The sequence below is a fragment of the Arthrobacter globiformis genome (assembly GCF_030815865.1).
Taxonomy (GTDB): domain Bacteria; phylum Actinomycetota; class Actinomycetes; order Actinomycetales; family Micrococcaceae; genus Arthrobacter; species Arthrobacter globiformis_B.
Window position 1 is genome coordinate 1,263,764 of sequence record NZ_JAUSXI010000001.1, and the last position, 18,379, is coordinate 1,282,142.

Sequence of the window (18,379 nt, forward strand, 5' to 3'; positions counted from 1 at the left end):
GCAGGCCTACAGGTCCTTGCGGCAGGGTGCCCTGCTCAGTTGATACAGGCCGTTGAGGTCGCCCGCCGCGAGGCCGTCAGGGGCGCCGATCTCCGGATACAGGAGCTGCACGGGGTCGTCGACGTGCTCCAGCCCCATCACGTGGCCCAGTTCGTGAAGGATGACGGCGGTGGCATAGGCGGTGCCGTCGGGGCGTTCCAGTTCCATAGCCATCTGCGGGGCATCGAGTTCCAGGCTGCCCGTGACGTAGCTCTTGGGCCCGTTCCCATAGCTGTAGTGGGTGCTGCCGCCGGTGCCGATGACCTTGCCGCCCAGCTTGGGAGCCGCGTCCGGCGTGGTCCAGCTGATGAGCAGGGGTGCCCAGCGCTCGCCGTAGGCCCCGGGCTGGTAGGGGGCGCGCGGGTCCGAGGGCTGCTCATCGGTGGCCCCGTCGTCGACAAATTGGATGCCGGTGGCGCGGGAGATTTCCTTGATCGCCAGTGGAACCAGGCCCGCCGCACCCTCCGGCGCAAGACGCGCATTCACCACGTAATGCAGCGGACGGCACGGAGAGTAGCCCACGGGGGAGCCGTCGCTGTTCACGGCCAGAAACTTGTAGGAGTCGCTGGGCTCCGGAGGCGGCTCCGGCGCGCCCAGGGGAGTGGCTGCCTCCTCGAGGCCTGACGGCGGTGCGTCCCCGGTACGGCCAAAGCCCCCGGGCGCGCCGGACTCCGCTCCGGCAGACTGTGCCTTCTGCCCGGGTTGCCCCGCCTGCCCGGCCGGATCCTGGCCCGCAGGATCCTGGTCAGAATCGACCCCGCCGGAATCATCCTGCCGGGATGCGGCGGGTGGGTCCCCGGAACCGATGCGGAAGTTCAGCACGCCCGCAAAGCGGGGGTCCCCGTACGCCATTCCGGCCGCAAGGAACGCTGCACAGCCAAGGGCCGCGAGCACGATCAGACGGCGGATAAATCTCGCTGCCGTGGTGGCCGGACCCGAGTGGCGCGGCCGGTGCCTGCGGTGAATGGATCCAGGATCGTGACCCTCCACTGCACCCCTTTCACGGCATTCCTCGGCGGCGCCGCCTCCACAACGGAATCAGGCACCGGGCAAACAAGGCACTAGGCGAACTAGTACCAGGCAACAAGGCACCCAACCAACAAGCACCAGACAAACAGGCCCACTGTACAGTTCCCCTCGCCAGGCCAGGAAACCAGCTGAGCGATCCGGGAAAGTCAGGCAGTCCCCGTGAATCAGGCGATGACAGCGCCGAACGCCATGCCCAGGAGGTAGGTGACGCCGGCCGCTCCCAGCCCGATGGCGAGCTGCCGCAGGCCGCGGGTCAGCGGCGAGGTGCCGGACAGCAGGCCGACGGTGCCGCCGGTGGCCAGCAGCGCAATGCTGACCAGGACTGCCGCCACGATCAGGGCGCCGATCCCGGTCATGCCAAAAAGGAAGGGAATGGTGGGCACGATGGCGCCCGAGGCGAAGAAGCAGAAGCTGGAGAGCGCGGCGCCCCAGGCAGTGCCCACGGCTTCGTGTTCGTCCTCGGTCTCCGGCAGTTCGGGATGGAGCGAGAGACTCGGATCGCAGTCGCACGTGAAGAGGCCCATGCGCTCGGCCACGCGGTGTTCGGCGGCCTCGCGCGACATGCCGCGGGCAAGGTAGACCAGCAGGAGCTCGTTGTGTTCGATGTCCAGCTGGGGTGCCGCCACCAGCGTCACCTGGGTGGGCCGGGTGGCGGCCAGGAGCTCGCGCTGGGAACGGACGGAAACGAACTCGCCAGCGCCCATGGAGAACGCGCCGGCCAGGAGTCCGGAGATGCCGCTGAGCAGGACCACGCCGCTGCCAACACCCGTGGCGGCCATGCCCATGACGAGCGAGAGGTTGCTGACCAGGCCGTCGTTGGCGCCGAAGACGGCGGCGCGGAAGGTGCCGGCCAGCCGGTTCCGGCCGCGCGTGGCCAGGCCGCGGACCACTTCCTCGTGGATCTGTTCGTCCGCCGCCATGGCTGGAGTCGCGGACGGTTCCCTGGTGTAGGGGGAGCGGCCCTCGGCCCGCTGCGCCAGCGCGAGCACAAACACGGACCCGAAATGCCGGGCCAGGAAGCCCAGGAGGCGGCTGCGGAAGGAGGCGTGCCGGGGCTTGCCCGCGTGCTCGCCCAGCAGCTTCAGCCAGTGCGCCTCGTGGCGGCCTTCGGCTTCGGCGAGGGCCAAAAGGATGGCCCGCTCTTCGCCGGAGCGGTTCTGCGCGAGGTCACGGTAGACGGCAGCCTCGGCCCGCTCGTCGGCGAGGTACTGGCGCCAGCGCTTGATGTCCGCAGCGGTGGGCTCTGGACGAGTTGCGGCGGTGCCGTTGGGTGCCGCGCCGTTGCTCGAAGCAGACGGGGCGGACGCGTTGCCGGTGGTATGAGGGTCAGATTTTGCGTGCTGAGACACGGGAACTCCTGGGTAGATGGGACGTGATGCGGCCCCATTGCATCGCCCACTTTACCGCGTAATTCCGCGGTTTTTCGGCCGGTAACCCTTAGTAAAAGGTTTAGGGAAACCTCAATAGCTCCGGCCGCCGGAGGCAAAGCGGCCAGCCGGCATGAACGCCCTTGACCGCCTGCACCCGCAGTGATCTGATGAAAATGTGCCCCGGCGACGCCGGGTACGGAAGTCCAACCACACGGAGGTCTGCCTGATGAACACCAACGGATCGCGCCCCGAGCCGGACACCCGCCACACCATCGAGTCCGATCCCGCCTACGACTTTGCCGAGGACGCGCCTGTGGACGAAGACTGGGACACAGAGGACGAATTCCTCGATTCCGAGGAGCGGGTTGTTCCCGCTAACTCCGAGGCAGTCGATGACGACGAACGGGTAGTTCCGAGCGATGCGGACGACGAGTTCCGTGCGGACGAAGGCTTCGAATCCTAAAGCGTCAGTTCAACTCTGGCGTCCGTTCCAACTACTGACGTCCGTTTCGTCCCTGGACCGTTCCCTCCTGCTTAAGCCCAACTCGTTAAACCACGACGGCGGTGCCTCCTTACGCTGGGAGGCACCGCCGTCGTCGTGCGCTGTTGCTAAACCTGCCGGCAGCAGGTGACCGGGCAGGTTACCGGGCGCTGGCCGTAACCGGCACTTCCTCGGTGTCCCTGCCGGCCACCCGGCGGTACCAGCGGCTCATGACCGCGGGATCCGTGGGCTTGGTCAGCAGCGACACTGCAACGTAGACCACCGCGGAGGCGAGCAGGCCGTAGTAGATCGGCTCGTTGGCGAAGACGCCGTCCAGCGGTGCCTTGGCATTGATCTCCAGGACGATCATGGTGCCGAGCGTCACCACGGAGCCGACCGCCATGGACGCCGCCGCCGCGACGCCGGTGCCGCGCTTCCAGATGAGTCCGCCGAGGATGGCCACGAGGAGACCGCCCACCAGGATGTCGTAGGCGATGGTGAGGGCCGCGACGACGTCCTTGGTGATGATGGCGATGAGGATGGCCACGATGCCCAGCCCGAGGACCCACATGCGGTTGGCCTTGACGTCGTGCTCGGGGTTGTCGGAGTCGTCAGTATTGATGGTCTTGCCGAACCAGCCGGCCACGAACGGCAGCACGTCGGCACGGGCAACGGTGGCGGCGGCGATCAGAGCGCCGGAGGCGGTGGACATCATGGCCGCGACGGCGGCGGCGAGCACCAGGCCGCCGATGCCGATGGGCAGCAGGTTCTGGGCGACCTCGGCGTAGACAACGTCCTTGCCTTCGGTGGCGACGTCGATGGTGGGCAGTGCCACCCTCGCGGCGAGGCCGATCAGTGCGCCGGCCGCGCCGTAGAGGATGCAGTAGATGCCGGCGGTGGCGCCTCCCCAGCGGGCAACCCGGGGCGTCTTGGCGGTGAACACGCGCTGCCAGATGTCCTGTCCGATCAGCAGGCCGAGGGTGTAGACGACGAAGTAAGTGATGATCGTCTGGAGGCCGATGCCGTCGATCTGGAAGAAGCTGGCCTCCACGCGGCTGCGGATGCCGTCAACGCCCCCGGCTGCGTTGAGCGTGAAAGGCAGCATGAGGAAGAAGATGCCTACTGTCTTGATGACGAACTGGACCTGGTCGGCCAGGGTGATGGACCACATGCCGCCGATGGTCGAGTACACCAGCACGATGGCGCCGCCGATGGCGATGGCCAGTGCCCGGTCCCAGCCGAACAGGACCACGAAGATGGTTGCGTACGCGCTCGTGGACGTGGCGCAGAGCATCAGGGTGTAGGCGAGCATGATGATGCCGGATGTCCGGGTGGCCTGGCTGCCGTAGCGCAGGGACAGCATCTGCGAGACGGTGTAGATCTTCAGCTTCTGGATGGTGCCGGCGAAGAGAAGGCTCAGCAGCAGCACACCGGCACCGATCGCCACCACGAGCCACATGCCCGAGATGCCGAATTTGTAGCCCAGGCCGACGCCGCCAACGGTGGAGGCGCCGCCCAGGACGACGGCGGCCATGGTTCCGGTGTAGAGGAACGGCCCCAGGCGGCGGCCGGCCACGAGGAAGTCGCTGTTGTTCTTGGTGCGGGACTTGCCCCACCAGCCGAAGGCCAGCATGGCGGCCAGGTAGACCACCACGATGGCGATATTGACGAAACTTGCGTCCATGATTGGGGATCCTTGGAGCTTTGGCAGCTTGCGGGCGAGCCGGGAAACGGGCTGGCCGGATGGCGTGCACTGAACGGAAATCTGGGGGGAACGCTGGGTTCCTTGCTGCGCGTCTCCTCGTGGGAGTTGTTTCACAAGCAACAGTTGTTGCGTTAGAGCGTAGGCTGTGATTCGAGTAACAGTCAAGACGCAAAGCTCCGCGGCGCGGTTCGCCCCGCGTCACGGAGGGGCCGGGCCGCTAATATGACTCCAATGATGGGGCCGGGCTGCCGGCCGTGAAAGGTTCGTAAATGAAGGCACTACCAGTTGAGCCGAGCAATGTTCCGGTTGCCATCGGTTCAAGAATCCGTGCCGCGCGCCAGTCCCAGCGGCTCACCATCGAGCAGGTGGCCGACGCCACCGGATTGACCAAAGGTTTCCTGAGCCGCGTGGAGCGGGACCTGACCTCGCCGTCCGTGGCGTCCCTCGTTACTCTGTGCCAGGTGCTGTCCATCTCCATTGGCGACCTGTTCGCCGCGCCGGAGACCCATCTAACGAAGCGGGATGCGGGTCCCCGCATCTCCCTCGGCGGTGAGGGGATCGTCGAGCGGCTGCTGACCGCCCGGTCCGAGCGGCGCGTGCAGATCATCCAGGCCGTCATCGATCCGCGGGGACGCGGCGAATCGGAGCTGTATGCCGTTGACTGCGACGTCGACGTCCTGCACGTGATCAAGGGGACCATCAATCTCATTCTCACGAACGAGGAGTACGAGCTGACCTCGGGCGATACCGTCACCTTCCCGGGCCGGGAACCGCATACCTGGGTCAACCCCACCGATGAGCCGGTCGAGGTTCTCTGGGTGCTAGTGCCGGCCGCCAGCCGGTAGCGCTCTTTGCCTTAGGGCCCGGGCCGCCACCTTTGGTGGCCCGGGTCTTTTTCTGCCCCAGCTTCCCAACGCTGGTAAACAGTCGATGCACATTGGGCAACTTCAAGTGTATGATGGCTGTCACAACCCACCGTCGACAATTCATCCTCGAAGGAGAGGCGTTCCTTTGGAAGAGCTGCGCATCGAAGCCAACGGCAACCTTGGCCCCATCGATTCATCCCGTATTCCCCGCTACGCCGGGGCGGCAACCTATGCCCGCCTGCCGCGCCTGGACCAGGTGGCCAAGTCGGACGTCACCGTGGTGGGCGTGCCCTTTGATTCCGGCGTCTCCTACCGCCCGGGTGCACGCTTCGGCGCCAACCACGTCCGCGAGGCGAGCCGGCTGCTCCGCCCGTACAACCCGGCCTGGGACGTCAGCCCGTTCGAGAACTGCCAAGTGGCCGACGCCGGCGACATGGCCGTGAACCCGTTCAACATCAACGAGGCCATCGAGACTATCCAGCAGAACGCCCTCGACCTGACGGCGGCCGGCAGCAAGCTGCTCACCCTGGGTGGCGACCACACCATTGCGCTGCCGCTCCTGCGCGCCGCGGCCGAGCGCGCCGGCGGCCCCATTGCCATGCTGCACTTCGACGCCCACCTGGACACCTGGGACACCTACTTCGGCGCGGAGTACACCCACGGCACGCCGTTCCGCCGTGCTGTGGAGGAGGGCATCCTGGACACGGAGGCCATCAGTCACATAGGCACCCGCGGCCCGCTGTACGGGAAGAAGGATCTCGACGACGACCAGCGGTTCGGGTTTGGCATCGTCACTTCCGCGGACGTCTACTACCAGGGTGTCCTTGAGACTGTGGCCAAAGTGCGGGACCGGATCGGGGACCGTCCCCTGTACATTTCCGTGGATATCGACGTTCTGGATCCCGCCCACGCGCCTGGAACCGGCACGCCGGAAGCCGGCGGCATCACCAGCCGGGAGCTGCTGGAGATCATCCGCGGCTTCCGCGGCATGAACCTCGTTGGCGCCGACGTCGTTGAAGTGGCCCCGGCCTACGACCACGCCGAGATCACCGGCGTGGCCGCCAGCCATGTCGCCTATGAGCTCGTCACCCTCATGGCGGACAACACCGTCGAGGGCGACCGCTTCGGTGCCGAGACCGGCTACGCCGCCCAGGCTCTGGGCCGGGAAGCCCGCCGTCCGGCAGGGTTCGCGGCAGCCTCGCCCGCGCCCGCAGACAATGGCGCTGTCCGTGCCGCTGTGGGGGGGTACTCCCAGTGACCGCCGGGACCGGTGTCCGCAACGGCGGGGACCTCGTCGTCGAGACCCTCGAGGCGCTGGGCGCGAAGACGGTGTTCGGCATCCCCGGCCAGCACGCGCTGGGCCTCTTCGACGCGATGGGCCGGGGCAACCTGAAGTTCGTGTCCTCCCGGGTGGAGAACAATTCTGCGTTTGCGGCGGACGGCTACTCACGTGCCACGGGGGAGGTGGGCGTGCTGTTCCTGTCCACCGGTCCGGGCGCTCTGACGTCGCTCGCCGGGCTGCAGGAAGCGTACGCCACGGGTGTGCCCATGGTGGTGGTTGCCAGCCAGATCCCGCTTGAGGGCCTGGGTGCCCGCCGGAAAGGCATGCTGCACCAGCTGGATGACCAGAAGGCGTCGGCCGCCAACGTCACCAAGAGCCAGCGCCTGATCCAGCACGCGTCGGGCATTCCGTCCGCCATCCAGGATGCCTGGACCGAGGCAATCTCGTCGCCGCAGGGCCCGGTATGGCTGGAAGTCCCGCAGAACGTGCTGCTGGACCCCATCATGGTGCCGCCCGTGGAGGATGCGCTGGCCGAAGCGGCGGACAACCCGCCGCGCGTCGAACTTGTCCGGGAAGCCGTGAAATGGCTGTCGACGGCGGAGCGTCCGGCCATCATTGCAGGCGGCGGAACCCGTCGGGGCCGGGCGGAAAAGTCGCTGCTCTCGATCGCGGAAAAGCTCCGGGCTCCAGTCATATGCACGCCCGGCGGGAACGGGGCCTTCCCGTGGAACCATGAACTGTCGCTGCAGTCGTGGATTGAGGACCGGCATATGACGGACCTTCTGGAGGACGCGGACGTCCTGGTGGTCATAGGCTCCTCCCTCGGCGAAGTCACGTCCAACTACTTCACCTTTGAACCCCGCGGCAGGATCATTCAGATCGACGCCGAACCGCGCGTCCTGGAATCCAACCGGCCCGGCCTGGGAATCCGCGCCGACGCCGGCCAGGCGCTCGCAGCCCTCGACGCTTCGCTGGTGGTGCCCGCCGACGCCCGGCCCGACTGGCACGGAACCACGCCGGAGGACCTCGTGCGGGAGTCGCTGCGGAAGGTGAAGGAACGGCTGGAATCGCAGGACCTGGCCAAGGAACTGAAGTTCATGGCCGACATCCGCGAGGCAGTTCCGGCGGACATGCAGACGTTCTGGGACATGACCATCTCGGCGTACTGGGGCTGGAGCTGCTGGGACGCCCGTGAAGGGCAGTTCCACTCGGCCCAGGGCGCCGGCGGTTTGGGCTACGGGTTCCCTGCGGCGATCGGCGGGGCCGTGGGCCTGGAAACCGTGGGCAGGTCCGCTGCTTCGGCCCGCGTGCTCGCTGTCTCCGGCGACGGCTCGGCCATGTACTCCATCGCCGAACTCGCCACAGCCGCGCAGCACAACGTGCCCGTCACCTGGCTGATCGTGGACGACGGCGGCTACGGCATCCTCCGCGAATACATGGTGGGTGCCTTCGGCAAGGCCACCGCCACCGAACTCGCCCGGCCGGACTTCGTGAAGCTTGCGGAATCCTTCGGTGTGCCTGCCGCCCGGGTCGCACCGGAAAACGTGGGGGACGCGCTCAAGGCAGGCTTCGCCGCGGACGGGCCGAACGTCGTCGTCGTCGAAACACTGCTCAAGATGTTCGCCCCCACCCACCTGGACACCTGACCCGCGCCCTTCCAGCGCTCTTCCAGCGCGAACGGACACTTGAGGCCCCATTTCCATCTCGGATTCGGGGCCTCAAATGCCCGTTCGCGCTGCTGCCTTTTAAACGCACGGGGTGCCTGGCACGGATTGCTTAGTTTCCTAAAGCAACCATTTCTTGCTATAGTTGCCTAAGGCAAGCAATAAGGGGCAATCCATCATGGCAGTTGAGCCAAACACCGCGGCCGAACTCGTGCGTCAGATCTTTGACCTCCAGCGCGCCGTCCGCTGCGCGGCCGTCTCGAACTCGCGCGGTCTGGAGGCGGGAGTCGCGCTGCAGGGCGTCCTTCGCTTCGTGGGGGAGAAGGAGTCCCGCGCCACGCACCTGGCCGCACGGCTGGGCGTCAGCGCTCCGGTCCTCAGCCGGCACATCGCAGAGCTGGAGGAACTCGGACTGGTCCATCGCCGGCCCGATCCCGATGACGGCCGTGCGCAACTGGTCGCCCTCACCGACGCCGGCCGCGCGAAGCTCGTCGAGATCGAGGAACACCGCGTGGCCACGCTGCAGGAATACCTCCAGGACTGGAGCCAGCAGGACGCCGCGGAGACGGCGAAAGTACTCTCCAAACTTGCGGAATCCCTGCGGGAATCCGCCCGGGCAAAGACGGCCGGCCCCATCACAACCACTACCAAACGCAAGGAGCAGTTCATTGGCTAGCCACGCTGCCGTCTCCGGGACGGCCACGTCACGCCCTTCGGCCCACCCGCCCCAGGCCCCCATGACGCACCGGCAGATCATGGAGGCCCTGACCGGGCTCCTGGCGGCCTTCTTCACCGCGATCCTCAGCAGCACCATCGTGGCCAACGCGCTGCCCACCATCATGTCCGAGCTCAAGGGCACGCAGACGGACTTCGCGTGGGTCATCACCGCCGCACTGCTGGCCAACGCGGCCACCACCCCGATCTGGGGCAAACTCGCTGACCTGTTCGACAAGAAGATCCTGGTCCAGCTCAGCATCGTGATCTTCGTGGCGGGATCGGTGATGGCCGGCCTGTCCCAGACCATCCCGCTGCTGCTGACGGCCCGCGTTGTCCAGGGCATCGCCATGGGCGGCCTGACCGCGCTGGCCCAGGCGATCATCGGTTCCATGATCCCGCCGCGGGACCGCGGAAAGTACTCCGGCTACATGGGTGCGGTCATGGCCGTCGGCACGGCCGGCGGACCGCTGCTTGGCGGCTTCATCGTTGACAGCCCGCTCGGCTGGCGCTGGACGTTCTTCGTCTGCGTGCCGCTCGCCGTCGTCGCCCTGATCCTGCTGCAGATTACCCTCAAGATCCAGCACGTCAAGCGGCCTGCCAAGATCGACTGGCTCGGCTCAATCCTCCTGACCACCGGCGTCAGCCTGCTCCTGATCTGGGTGTCGTTCGCCGGCAACCCCGACTACTACGACTGGTGGTCTTGGCAGTCGGCACTGATGGTGGGCGGCGGCGTGGTGCTGCTGTCGCTGCTCGTTGTGGTCGAATCCAAGGTTGAACAGCCCATCATCCCGCTGAAGATCATCTCCGAGCGCACCACCGCCCTGGCGATCTGGGCCTCCGTGGCCGTGGGCGTGGCGATGTTCGGGTCCTCGACCTTCCTGGGCCAGTATTTCCAGGTGGCACGCGGCGCAACGCCCACCGAGGCTGGCCTCCTGACCCTGCCCATGATCGCCGGCAACCTGATCGGCTCCGTGGTTTCAGGGCAGATGATCAGCCGCACCGGCAAGTGGAAGCGCTACCTGGTCGCCGGGTCCGTGCTGCTGATCGGCGGGCTGGGCCTTGCAGGCACCATGGACCACACCACGGAACTGTGGCAGTCCGGCGTCTTCACGGCGATCCTGGGCCTTGGGCTCGGCATGCTCATGCAGAACCTCGTCCTGGCCGTACAGAACACTGTCAGCGCCAGCGACATCGGCACGGCCAGTGCTTCTGTGGCGTTCTTCCGCTCCGTGGGCGGCGCGATCGGCGTGTCCGTGCTGGGGGCAATCATGAGCAACCGGGTCAAGGAACTGGCCACCCAGGGCCTTGCCGACGCCGGGATCAAGGCAGGCTCCGGCTCGTCCGGCGCCAGCCTCGACCTGGCCGACATGCCTGCCCCGATCCGGGACATCATGCGGGCGGCCTACGGCGACGCCACCGCCGAGATCTTCCTGATCGCCGGCGCCATCGCTGTGGTTGCGCTCATCGCCGTGCTCCTGATCAAGGAACAGCCGCTGCGCCGGACCGTTGACATCCGTCCGGAGGCTGCTGACGCGGAACCGGCTTCTGACCAAGAGTCAGGGCTGGGTTCCGGCTTGCCTGCCGCTGAGTATTCCGACGACGACCTCGAGCGGGAGTTCGCCGAAGTGCTGAGCCGGCAGCGGGTCGACGACGCCAAGGCGCCAAGCTACCAGCCCGGCCGGCAGCCGGCGGCGGAACCCGTCCTGCCGATGAACGAACCGCCGGTGCGGGCCCGGACCATGCTGGCCGAGATGCACAACAAGCCTGCCGACCTGGTGCCGCTCATCCAAGAAACGCAGGGCCTCCTCGCGGAGCAGCAGCTTCAGCTGGCCGCGGCCCTGAACGCCGTGGCCCGGCAGGCCGAGCAGCAGCGAGCCATTGCACAGGAGCAGGCACGGGTCGGCGCCGAACTGAAGGCACTGAGCCGGCGGCTCGCCAAGGAGCGGAAGCTCCAGAGCGCCGCCGCGCACTACATCGCCTCGCACGGCAAGCACCGCGGCGAATAGCGCTCGCGGGGACGGAGTTTTTGTACAGATAATGGCCGCAAAGCCCCGGCCTAGGCCAATATCTGTACAAAAACTCCGCTTAAGCGGGCAGGGCGTACGACGACGGGGACCGGCCTGGGGCGCCAAGTGTCCGTTCGCGCTTGGCGGAGTGAGCCGGCGTCGTCCGTTGGGATGATCTTCGCCCGCGACGTTTCGCACGGGCAACAGATTTCGTAGAGTTGGAAGGCTCGGGCTGTCAGACTCGTCTGCTATTACTTCTCTTAACTCATTCGCGCTCTCCCGAAGGATCCGTGAGCATGCTCGTCACCCTCATACGGCGTTACTCCAAACCGTATTTGCCGTACATCCTGGCTGTCATCGCATTCCAGCTGGCATCCACCATTGCGGCGCTCTACCTGCCCAGCCTGAACGCCCAGATCATTGACGAGGGCGTCTCCCGCGGCGACACCGACTTCATCTGGCGCATTGGGGCCGTCATGCTCCTCGTGGCTTTCCTCCAGGTGGGCACCGCCATTGTTGGCGTCTACTTCGGGTCGAAGACCGCCATGGCGATGGGCCGCGATCTTCGCCGAGGGGTTTTCCGCAAGGTGACCAGCTTCTCGGCCAAGGACGTGAATGCGTTTGGCGCGCCCACCCTGATCACCCGCGGCACAAATGATGTCCAGCAGGTCCAGATGCTGGTGCTGATGGGCCTGAACTTCATGGTGTCCACGCCGATCATGTGTGTCGGCGGCATCATCATGGCTTTGCGCGAGGACATCAACCTGTCTTGGCTGGTCTGGGTCTCGGTCCCCATTCTCATTGTGGTGGTGGGCTACATCGTGGTGCGCCTCATGCCACTGTTCCGTTCCATGCAGACGAAGATCGACCGCATCAACGAGGTCCTGCGCGAACAGATCATCGGCATCCGCGTGGTCCGTGCCTTCGTCCGGGAACCCTATGAGACGGAGCGCTTCGGTCAGGCCAACAAGGAACTGACGGACGTGTCGCTCAAGATCGGTGCACTGTTCGTCCTGATGTTCCCTGCCATCGGCATGATCCTGCACCTGTCCACCGCCGCCGTGCTCTGGTTCGGCGGCCAGCGGGTGGATGCCGGCGACATGCAGGTCGGCTCCCTGACTGCGTTCCTGCAGTACCTGCTCCAGATCCTCATGGCGGTCATGATGGGCACCTTCATGGCCATGATGATTCCGCGCGCGTCTGTCTGCGCAGACCGCATCGGCGAGGTGCTCGACGTCGAACCGTCAATCCACGACCCCCAGCAGCCTGTCGCGCCCCGACAGTTGGAGGGCGTGGTGGAGTACCGCAACGTCACGTTCGCCTACCCTGGAGCCGAAGCCCCGGTCCTGAGCAACATCAGCTTCACCGCCCGGCCCGGGGAGACGGTGGCCATCATCGGCTCCACCGGGGCCGGCAAGACCTCCCTGCTGTCACTGCTGCCGCGCCTCTACGACGTGGCCGACGGCGAAGTGCTCCTCGACGGCGTCCCGGTCAGCCAGTTGGACCGGGCGGAGATCACCAAGCGGGTGGCCCTCGTTCCGCAGCGGCCCTACCTGTTCTCCGGAACCATCGAACACAACCTTCGCTTCGGCAAGCCGGAGGCAACCGACGACGAACTCTGGGATGCTCTGCATGTGGCCCAGGGCGACGGTTTCGTGAAGGAAAAGAAGAGCGGGCTTGCGTCGCGCATCGCCCAGGGTGGCACCAACGTGTCCGGCGGCCAGCGCCAGCGCCTGTGCATCGCGCGCGCCCTGGTCACCAAACCCAAGGTGTACCTCTTCGACGACTCGTTCTCAGCACTGGACGTCGCCACCGACGCCCGGCTGCGTGCCGCCCTCAAGCGCACCACCACGGACGCCACGGTCATCATCGTCGCGCAGCGCATCTCCACCATCACGGAAGCGGACCAGATCCTGGTGCTGGACAACGGCAGGATCGTGGACCGTGGTACGCACGAGGAACTCCTCGAAACGTCGCCCACCTACCAGGAAATTGTTGAGTCCCAGCTGAGCGTGGAGGAAGTGGCATGAGCGCCGACAAGAAGGGCACCAGCCAGATCCCAGGCACCAGCCAGGACCCCGGCGCCAGCATGGATGGAGCGAAGCTTCAGAGCCAGGCTGCCACGGAAGCTCCGGTCCTCGAAGACGACGACTTCGTCGAGGAGGAGTACAAGCCGGGCGAGGCCGACGGCGGCATGTTCGGTGCGATGCCGGCCAAGAAGGCGCAGTATTTCTGGCCGTCCGCCAAGCGCCTCATGGGCCTGCTGAAGCCGGAAGCCGCCGGCATCTACGTCGTGGTGGGCATGGTGATCGTTTCGGTGATCCTCAATGTCATTGCTCCCAAGGTGCTGGGCCAGGCCATGGACGTGATCTTTGCCGGTGTGGTGGGCAAACAGCTGCCCGCCGGCGTCAGCAAGGACCAGTTCGTCGAGGGACTGCGGGCACAGGGCCAGGACAACTTCGCGGACATGGTCTCCCGGATGGAGCTCGTGCCCGGAACCGGCATCGACTTCCAGAAGCTGACCGTCCTGATTTCGGCCGTGCTGCTGATGTACTTCGTGGCCAACATCTTCCTGTGGCTCCAGGGCTACGTCCTCAACAGGATCGTCATGAAGGTGATCCGGCAGCTCCGCGACGACACGGAAAAAAAGCTCAACCGGCTGCCGCTGAACTACTTCGACACCCGCCAGCGCGGTGACGTGCTCTCCCGGGTAACGAACGACGTCGACAACGTGCAGCAGGCGCTGCAGCAGGCATTCGCCCAGCTCATTAGCTCAGTGCTGACGGTGGTCGGCATCGTCATCATGATGTTCATCGTCTCTTGGCAGCTTGCCCTAATCGCCCTGATTGCACTGCCGCTGTCCGGCGCAGCGGCCGGCGTGATCGGCGCGCGCAGCCAGAAGCTGTTCGCAGCGCAGTGGAAGAACACCGGTGAGCTGAACGGTCAGATTGAGGAGTCCTTCTCCGGGCATGACCTGGTGCGCGTCTTTGGCCGCGACGCCGACATGCTGGAACGCTTCGAGGAGCGCAACCAGGCCCTGTACAAGGCCAGCTTCGGCGCGCAGTTCGTGTCCGGCATCATCTTCCCCGTGATGCAGTTCGTCTCCTACCTCAGCTACGTCGGCATCGCCGTCGTGGGCGGCCTGCGGGTCGCCTCGGGCAGCATGAGCCTTGGCGACGCCACGGCCTTCATCCAGTACTCGCGCGAGTTCACGCAGCCGCTGGGGCAGATGGCAGGCATGGCCAACATGCTGCAGTCCGGTGTGGCATCCGCCGAGCGCGTGTTCGAGTTCCTGGACGCGGATGAGCAGGACGCCGAGACCGCCACGCGGCACCTGCCGGCCAAGACAGATGGCCACGTGGAGTTCCAAGACGTCACGTTCAGCTACACGCCGGACAAGCCGCTGATCGAAAACCTGTCCTTCACGGCGGAGCCGGGGCACACCGTGGCCATCGTCGGACCCACCGGTGCTGGCAAGACCACCCTCGTTAACCTGGTCATGCGCTTCTATGAGCTCAACGGCGGTTCCATCACGCTCGACGGCGTGGACGTCACCCAGCTGAGCCGGGCCGAGCTGCGCTCCAAGGTGGGCATGGTGCTGCAGGACGCCTGGCTGTTCGGCGGCTCCATCTACGACAACATCCGGTACGGCAAGCTGGACGCCACCGAGGACCAGGTCATGGCAGCGGCCAAGGCCACATTCGTGGACCGCTTCGTCCGGGCGCTGCCCGAGGGATACGACACCGTCATCGACGAGGAGGGCAACAACGTCAGCGCAGGTGAAAAGCAGCTCATCACCATCGCCCGCGCCTTCGTGGCCAACCCGTCGCTGCTCATCCTGGACGAGGCCACCAGCTCCGTGGACACCCGCACCGAACTCCTGGTGCAGAAGGCCATGGCAGCCCTGCGCACGGACCGGACCAGCTTCGTCATCGCGCACCGCCTTTCAACGATCCGCGACGCCGACACCATCCTGGTCATGGAGAACGGCAAGATCGTGGAACAGGGCAACCACCAGACCCTCCTCGCCGCCGAGGGCGCCTACTACCGGCTGTACATGTCGCAGTTCGCCGGCGGGGACGCCGAGGAGACTCCCGTGGACGATTCGACGGCGGTGTACAGCTGACCGCCGCCAACCCCGGAGGCGGCCACCCGGACCCCCGGCGCATTGAGGTACTCGTGCCCATGCGCTGGGGGGACATGGACGCCTACGGGCACATCAACAACGTGCAGATCGTCCGCATGCTGGAGGAGGCGCGCATCGCCGCCTTCGGCCCGCCCGCCGGTGCCGGGCTGCCCGGGATAAATCCCCACGTGTCGCTGTTCAACGAAGTTCCCAAGGGGACCATGGCGCTCGTGGTGGACCACCGGATCCGGTACGTGAAGACCCTCGAGTACCGCAACGTTCCGGCGGCGGTCCAGGTATGGGTCGGGGCCGTCAAGGGCGCGAGTTTCGACATTCACTACCTTGTGCAGGACCCGGTAACTGGCGACGATTGTGTGAAGGCCTCAAGCCACTTGGCCTTTGTCGATGAAGCCACCGGAAGGGTACTGCGGCTGACTCCGGAGCAGAAGCAGCTGCTGGAGCCCTTCATTGAGCGCAAGGAGCATTGACCGTGGAAACGAAGCGCGTGGGAACGTGGAACGTGGGAACGAAAAAAGCGGCACGGAAGAAAAAGTCCTGGAAGGAACTTCCGCCCGCTGCGCGCATCGGCACCATTGGGATTGGAGCCGCGCAGCTCGCCTACTTGGCCGCGGCCCAGCGCGACCTTTCGCGCCGGCCCGCCGAGCAGATCCGCGGCTCCAAGATGTTCTGGCGGCTGGCTACCCTTGTCAACTTCATCGGTCCGGGATGCTATTTCGCCTTCGGCCGGAAGCCGCTGCCGCCTGTTACCGGCAAGTAGCTTCGGGCCGACCATGGTGCTGGTGCTCAGGTTAACCCTGTAAATTTGAACGCATGACCCCCGCCCCAAAGCCTGCCATGCACCGCGCCCTCGGAATCTCCAAAGAGATCGAAGACGCCGCGTGGTTCGTGCTCGGCGCCGGGCTGCAGGGCAGGCCGTCGGCGCTGGACGGCCGCACGCAGACGTGGACGGCGGAGGCCGCCGCGGAACTGCTGGAACGGCTTGAGCGGGGAGTCGCGGACGCCAAGGCGCCCATGATGACCAACCTGCGGCACAACCTGGCGGACGCCTCCCCTTCAGCGAAGCAGCTGGCCGTGGAGCTCCTCTTCCTGCAGTCCCTGCCGCTGGCGCACGAGGTCAAGTCGCTCAAGGTCAAGCGGGCGCGGGTCGCCGAGGCGGCGTCCTGGCTCGAGCCGCCGCTGGAGCTCCCGGAGGAGCTCTACCAGGGCATGACCGACCACGGCGTCATCCGCGACCGGACTGCCGAGTTCAACTGGACCATCTGGGACCACCTGAAATGGCTCTGCCGGTTCGTGCATTACGTCGACCGGCAGTCCACCGCCGTCATCAATAAGGCGCTGAAGGATCCGCTGGCGTTCCACCTGCTGGCGGCCGGCACTCCCGAGGACCAGCCGGCCATCCGGCGCAGCATCGAATACCTCGCCTGGCCCAGCTACTTTGAGCCGGTGGTGGCCGACATCGAACGCCAGGAGATCAGGGACGCCTTCGCCTCCCTCGTCGGCGGGGCCAAGGGGGACAGCGAGGAGGAAATCACCGCCGACATCCACCGCATCCGACTGCACCTGGACGAGCAGGCCGGCCAGCGCATCGACTGGTACGCCCGGCAGCTGGTGAGCCAGTGGCGGAAGGTCGGGGATCCGGGCCGCCGCGCCTGGCTGCTGCGCACCCACCACGACAACGCCGAGCTCCTGGCTGCCTGGCAGGCAGAGGAGAAGGTGACGCTCGACGTCGAACACCTCCGCCTGCTCGACGCCGGCGTTACCGCCGGGCTGGTCCAGCACGCCGTGGACGAGGACTACAAGCACCTCGGCTACGTGGAGCGGGAGGACACCAAAACCGCCGTCTTCGCCTTCCTGACCGTGATGAAGCCCGGCGACTTCGCCCTTTACCAGAACGCCGGAGCCGTCCGGATCGGCGTCGTGCTCGGGGAGCCGGACCACAACGGGGACAACCGGCGGATGCGCCGCAAGGTGCGCTGGTTCGACGAAGCCCACGCCGTGACCGACCTGCCGCGGCACATCCAGCGCCAGCTGGCCACGCCGGGCATCGTCGTCGACGTCACCCGGGTGGTGCAGGCACTGCAGGCGCTGCTGCCCGCCGAGGCGGAAACTGAGCCCGACGCCGATGAGTCACCGGCCACCGTAGCCCTCCCCGTGCTCGGCGGCTTCCGTCCGCTAACGCAGGCCTTCGCGGACTCCCTCCACATGGAGTTGGAACCGCTGCAGGAGATCGCCGATCTGCTGGAGGAGAACCGGCAGCTGGTGCTGTACGGCCCGCCGGGAACCGGCAAAACCTACCTCGCCAAGCACCTCGCCGCCGAACTGGCGCAGGACAGCACCGACGAGCGGGTGAAGCTCGTCCAGTTCCACCCGTCCTACGCCTACGAGGACTTCTTCGAGGGGTATCGGCCGGACAAGACTGACGAGGGTCAGGTTTCGTTCAAGCTTGTGGCCGGGCCGCTGCGCCGGCTCGCGGAGGAGGCGGCGAAACCGGGCAACGAGTCCAAGCCCTACTTCCTGATCATCGACGAGATGAACCGCGCCAACCTGGCCAAGGTGTTCGGCGAGCTGTACTTCCTGCTGGAATACCGGGATGACCGGATCTACCTGCAATACAGCCCCAACGAGCCGTTCACGCTCCCGGACAACCTTTACATCATCGGCACCATGAACACCGCGGACCGCTCCATCGCGATGATGGATGCGGCGATCCGCCGCCGCTTCGCGTTCATCGAACTGCACCCGCAGACCGAGCCGGTGAAGGGGTCCCTCCTGAGGTTCCTGGAGGCCAGGCAGCTGGACACCACGCCGGCGCTCCTGCTCGACGCGCTCAACCAGGCCATCGACGAGTGGGACCGGGACCTCATGATCGGGCCGTCCTACTTCATGAAGAAGGCCGCGCAGACCCCAGCCGGTCTTCGCCGGATCTGGAAGTACGAGCTCATGCCGTTGCTGGAGGAGCACTACCACGGGCAGCTGAACCGGGCCCAACTGGAAGAGCGCTTCGGGCTGGACCAGCTGCTGGGGCGCCTTGCGGTTCGCTAGCCGCGCCGGTTTCGGTGTAACTGCCGGCTCC

The 18,379-nt window shown here is 66.3% G+C and carries 14 protein-coding genes; 11 read left to right on the forward strand and 3 right to left on the reverse strand.

Going from position 1 to position 18,379, the window contains the following annotated elements:
• Window positions 1-6: 6 nt before the first annotated feature.
• Together QFZ33_RS05905 and QFZ33_RS05910 are read right to left on the reverse strand one after the other, a co-directional pair.
• The gene (locus QFZ33_RS05905) at window positions 7-1,029 is read right to left on the reverse strand and encodes a matrixin family metalloprotease (protein ID WP_307025694.1); all 1,023 of its coding nucleotides are present in this window, start codon (window positions 1,027-1,029) and stop codon (window positions 7-9) included.
• Window positions 1,030-1,232: 203 nt separating this feature from the next.
• Window positions 1,233-2,417: a VIT1/CCC1 transporter family protein gene (locus QFZ33_RS05910; RefSeq protein WP_307025697.1), complete on the reverse strand. Its 1,185-nt coding sequence runs from the start codon at window positions 2,415-2,417 to the stop codon at window positions 1,233-1,235.
• Between the two features lie 247 nt (window positions 2,418-2,664).
• Between QFZ33_RS05910 and QFZ33_RS05915 the strand changes: the two genes are divergently transcribed.
• A complete protein-coding gene (locus QFZ33_RS05915) occupies window positions 2,665-2,901 on the forward strand; it encodes a hypothetical protein (RefSeq protein ID WP_307025699.1) in 237 nt (78 codons plus the stop codon).
• A gap of 178 nt (window positions 2,902-3,079) precedes the next feature.
• On the opposite strand, the gene QFZ33_RS05920 is transcribed toward QFZ33_RS05915, so the two are convergent.
• Complete coding sequence (locus QFZ33_RS05920) at window positions 3,080-4,603, reverse strand: sodium:solute symporter (RefSeq protein ID WP_307025701.1); 1,524 nt, start codon at window positions 4,601-4,603, stop codon at window positions 3,080-3,082.
• A gap of 290 nt (window positions 4,604-4,893) precedes the next feature.
• On the opposite strand from QFZ33_RS05920, the gene QFZ33_RS05925 reads away from it, so the two are divergent.
• From QFZ33_RS05925 to QFZ33_RS05970, 10 genes are all read left to right on the forward strand, one after another.
• Window positions 4,894-5,469, forward strand: a complete 576-nt coding sequence (locus QFZ33_RS05925; protein ID WP_307025703.1) for a helix-turn-helix domain-containing protein — start codon at window positions 4,894-4,896, stop codon at window positions 5,467-5,469.
• 166 nt (window positions 5,470-5,635) lie between these two features.
• Window positions 5,636-6,748: an agmatinase gene (gene speB, locus QFZ33_RS05930; protein ID WP_307025705.1), complete on the forward strand. Its 1,113-nt coding sequence runs from the start codon at window positions 5,636-5,638 to the stop codon at window positions 6,746-6,748.
• Window positions 6,745-8,418: a thiamine pyrophosphate-binding protein gene (locus tag QFZ33_RS05935; protein WP_307025706.1), complete on the forward strand. Its 1,674-nt coding sequence runs from the start codon at window positions 6,745-6,747 to the stop codon at window positions 8,416-8,418. Before speB ends, QFZ33_RS05935 begins: the two co-directional genes overlap by 4 nt.
• Before the next feature lie 196 nt (window positions 8,419-8,614).
• Entirely contained in the window at window positions 8,615-9,112 is a 498-nt protein-coding gene (locus QFZ33_RS05940) for a MarR family winged helix-turn-helix transcriptional regulator (RefSeq protein ID WP_307025708.1), read from the forward strand.
• Between the two features lie 61 nt (window positions 9,113-9,173).
• Window positions 9,174-11,159: an MDR family MFS transporter gene (locus QFZ33_RS05945; protein ID WP_307031681.1), complete on the forward strand. Its 1,986-nt coding sequence runs from the start codon at window positions 9,174-9,176 to the stop codon at window positions 11,157-11,159.
• Between the two features lie 296 nt (window positions 11,160-11,455).
• Window positions 11,456-13,189: an ABC transporter ATP-binding protein gene (locus QFZ33_RS05950; RefSeq protein WP_307031683.1), complete on the forward strand. Its 1,734-nt coding sequence runs from the start codon at window positions 11,456-11,458 to the stop codon at window positions 13,187-13,189.
• Between the two features lie 59 nt (window positions 13,190-13,248).
• Entirely contained in the window at window positions 13,249-15,285 is a 2,037-nt protein-coding gene (locus QFZ33_RS05955; protein ID WP_307031686.1) for an ABC transporter ATP-binding protein, read from the forward strand.
• Window positions 15,286-15,344: 59 nt separating this feature from the next.
• Window positions 15,345-15,773 (forward strand): acyl-CoA thioesterase, encoded by a 429-nt coding sequence (locus QFZ33_RS05960; RefSeq protein ID WP_307031688.1) that lies wholly within the window; start codon window positions 15,345-15,347, stop codon window positions 15,771-15,773.
• A 2-nt stretch (window positions 15,774-15,775) separates the two neighbouring features.
• A complete protein-coding gene (locus QFZ33_RS05965) occupies window positions 15,776-16,063 on the forward strand; it encodes a hypothetical protein (RefSeq protein ID WP_307025712.1) in 288 nt (95 codons plus the stop codon).
• A gap of 53 nt (window positions 16,064-16,116) precedes the next feature.
• On the forward strand, window positions 16,117-18,348 hold the full coding sequence (locus QFZ33_RS05970; RefSeq protein ID WP_307025714.1) for an McrB family protein: 2,232 nt from the start codon (window positions 16,117-16,119) through the stop codon (window positions 18,346-18,348).
• Window positions 18,349-18,379 lie beyond the last annotated feature (31 nt).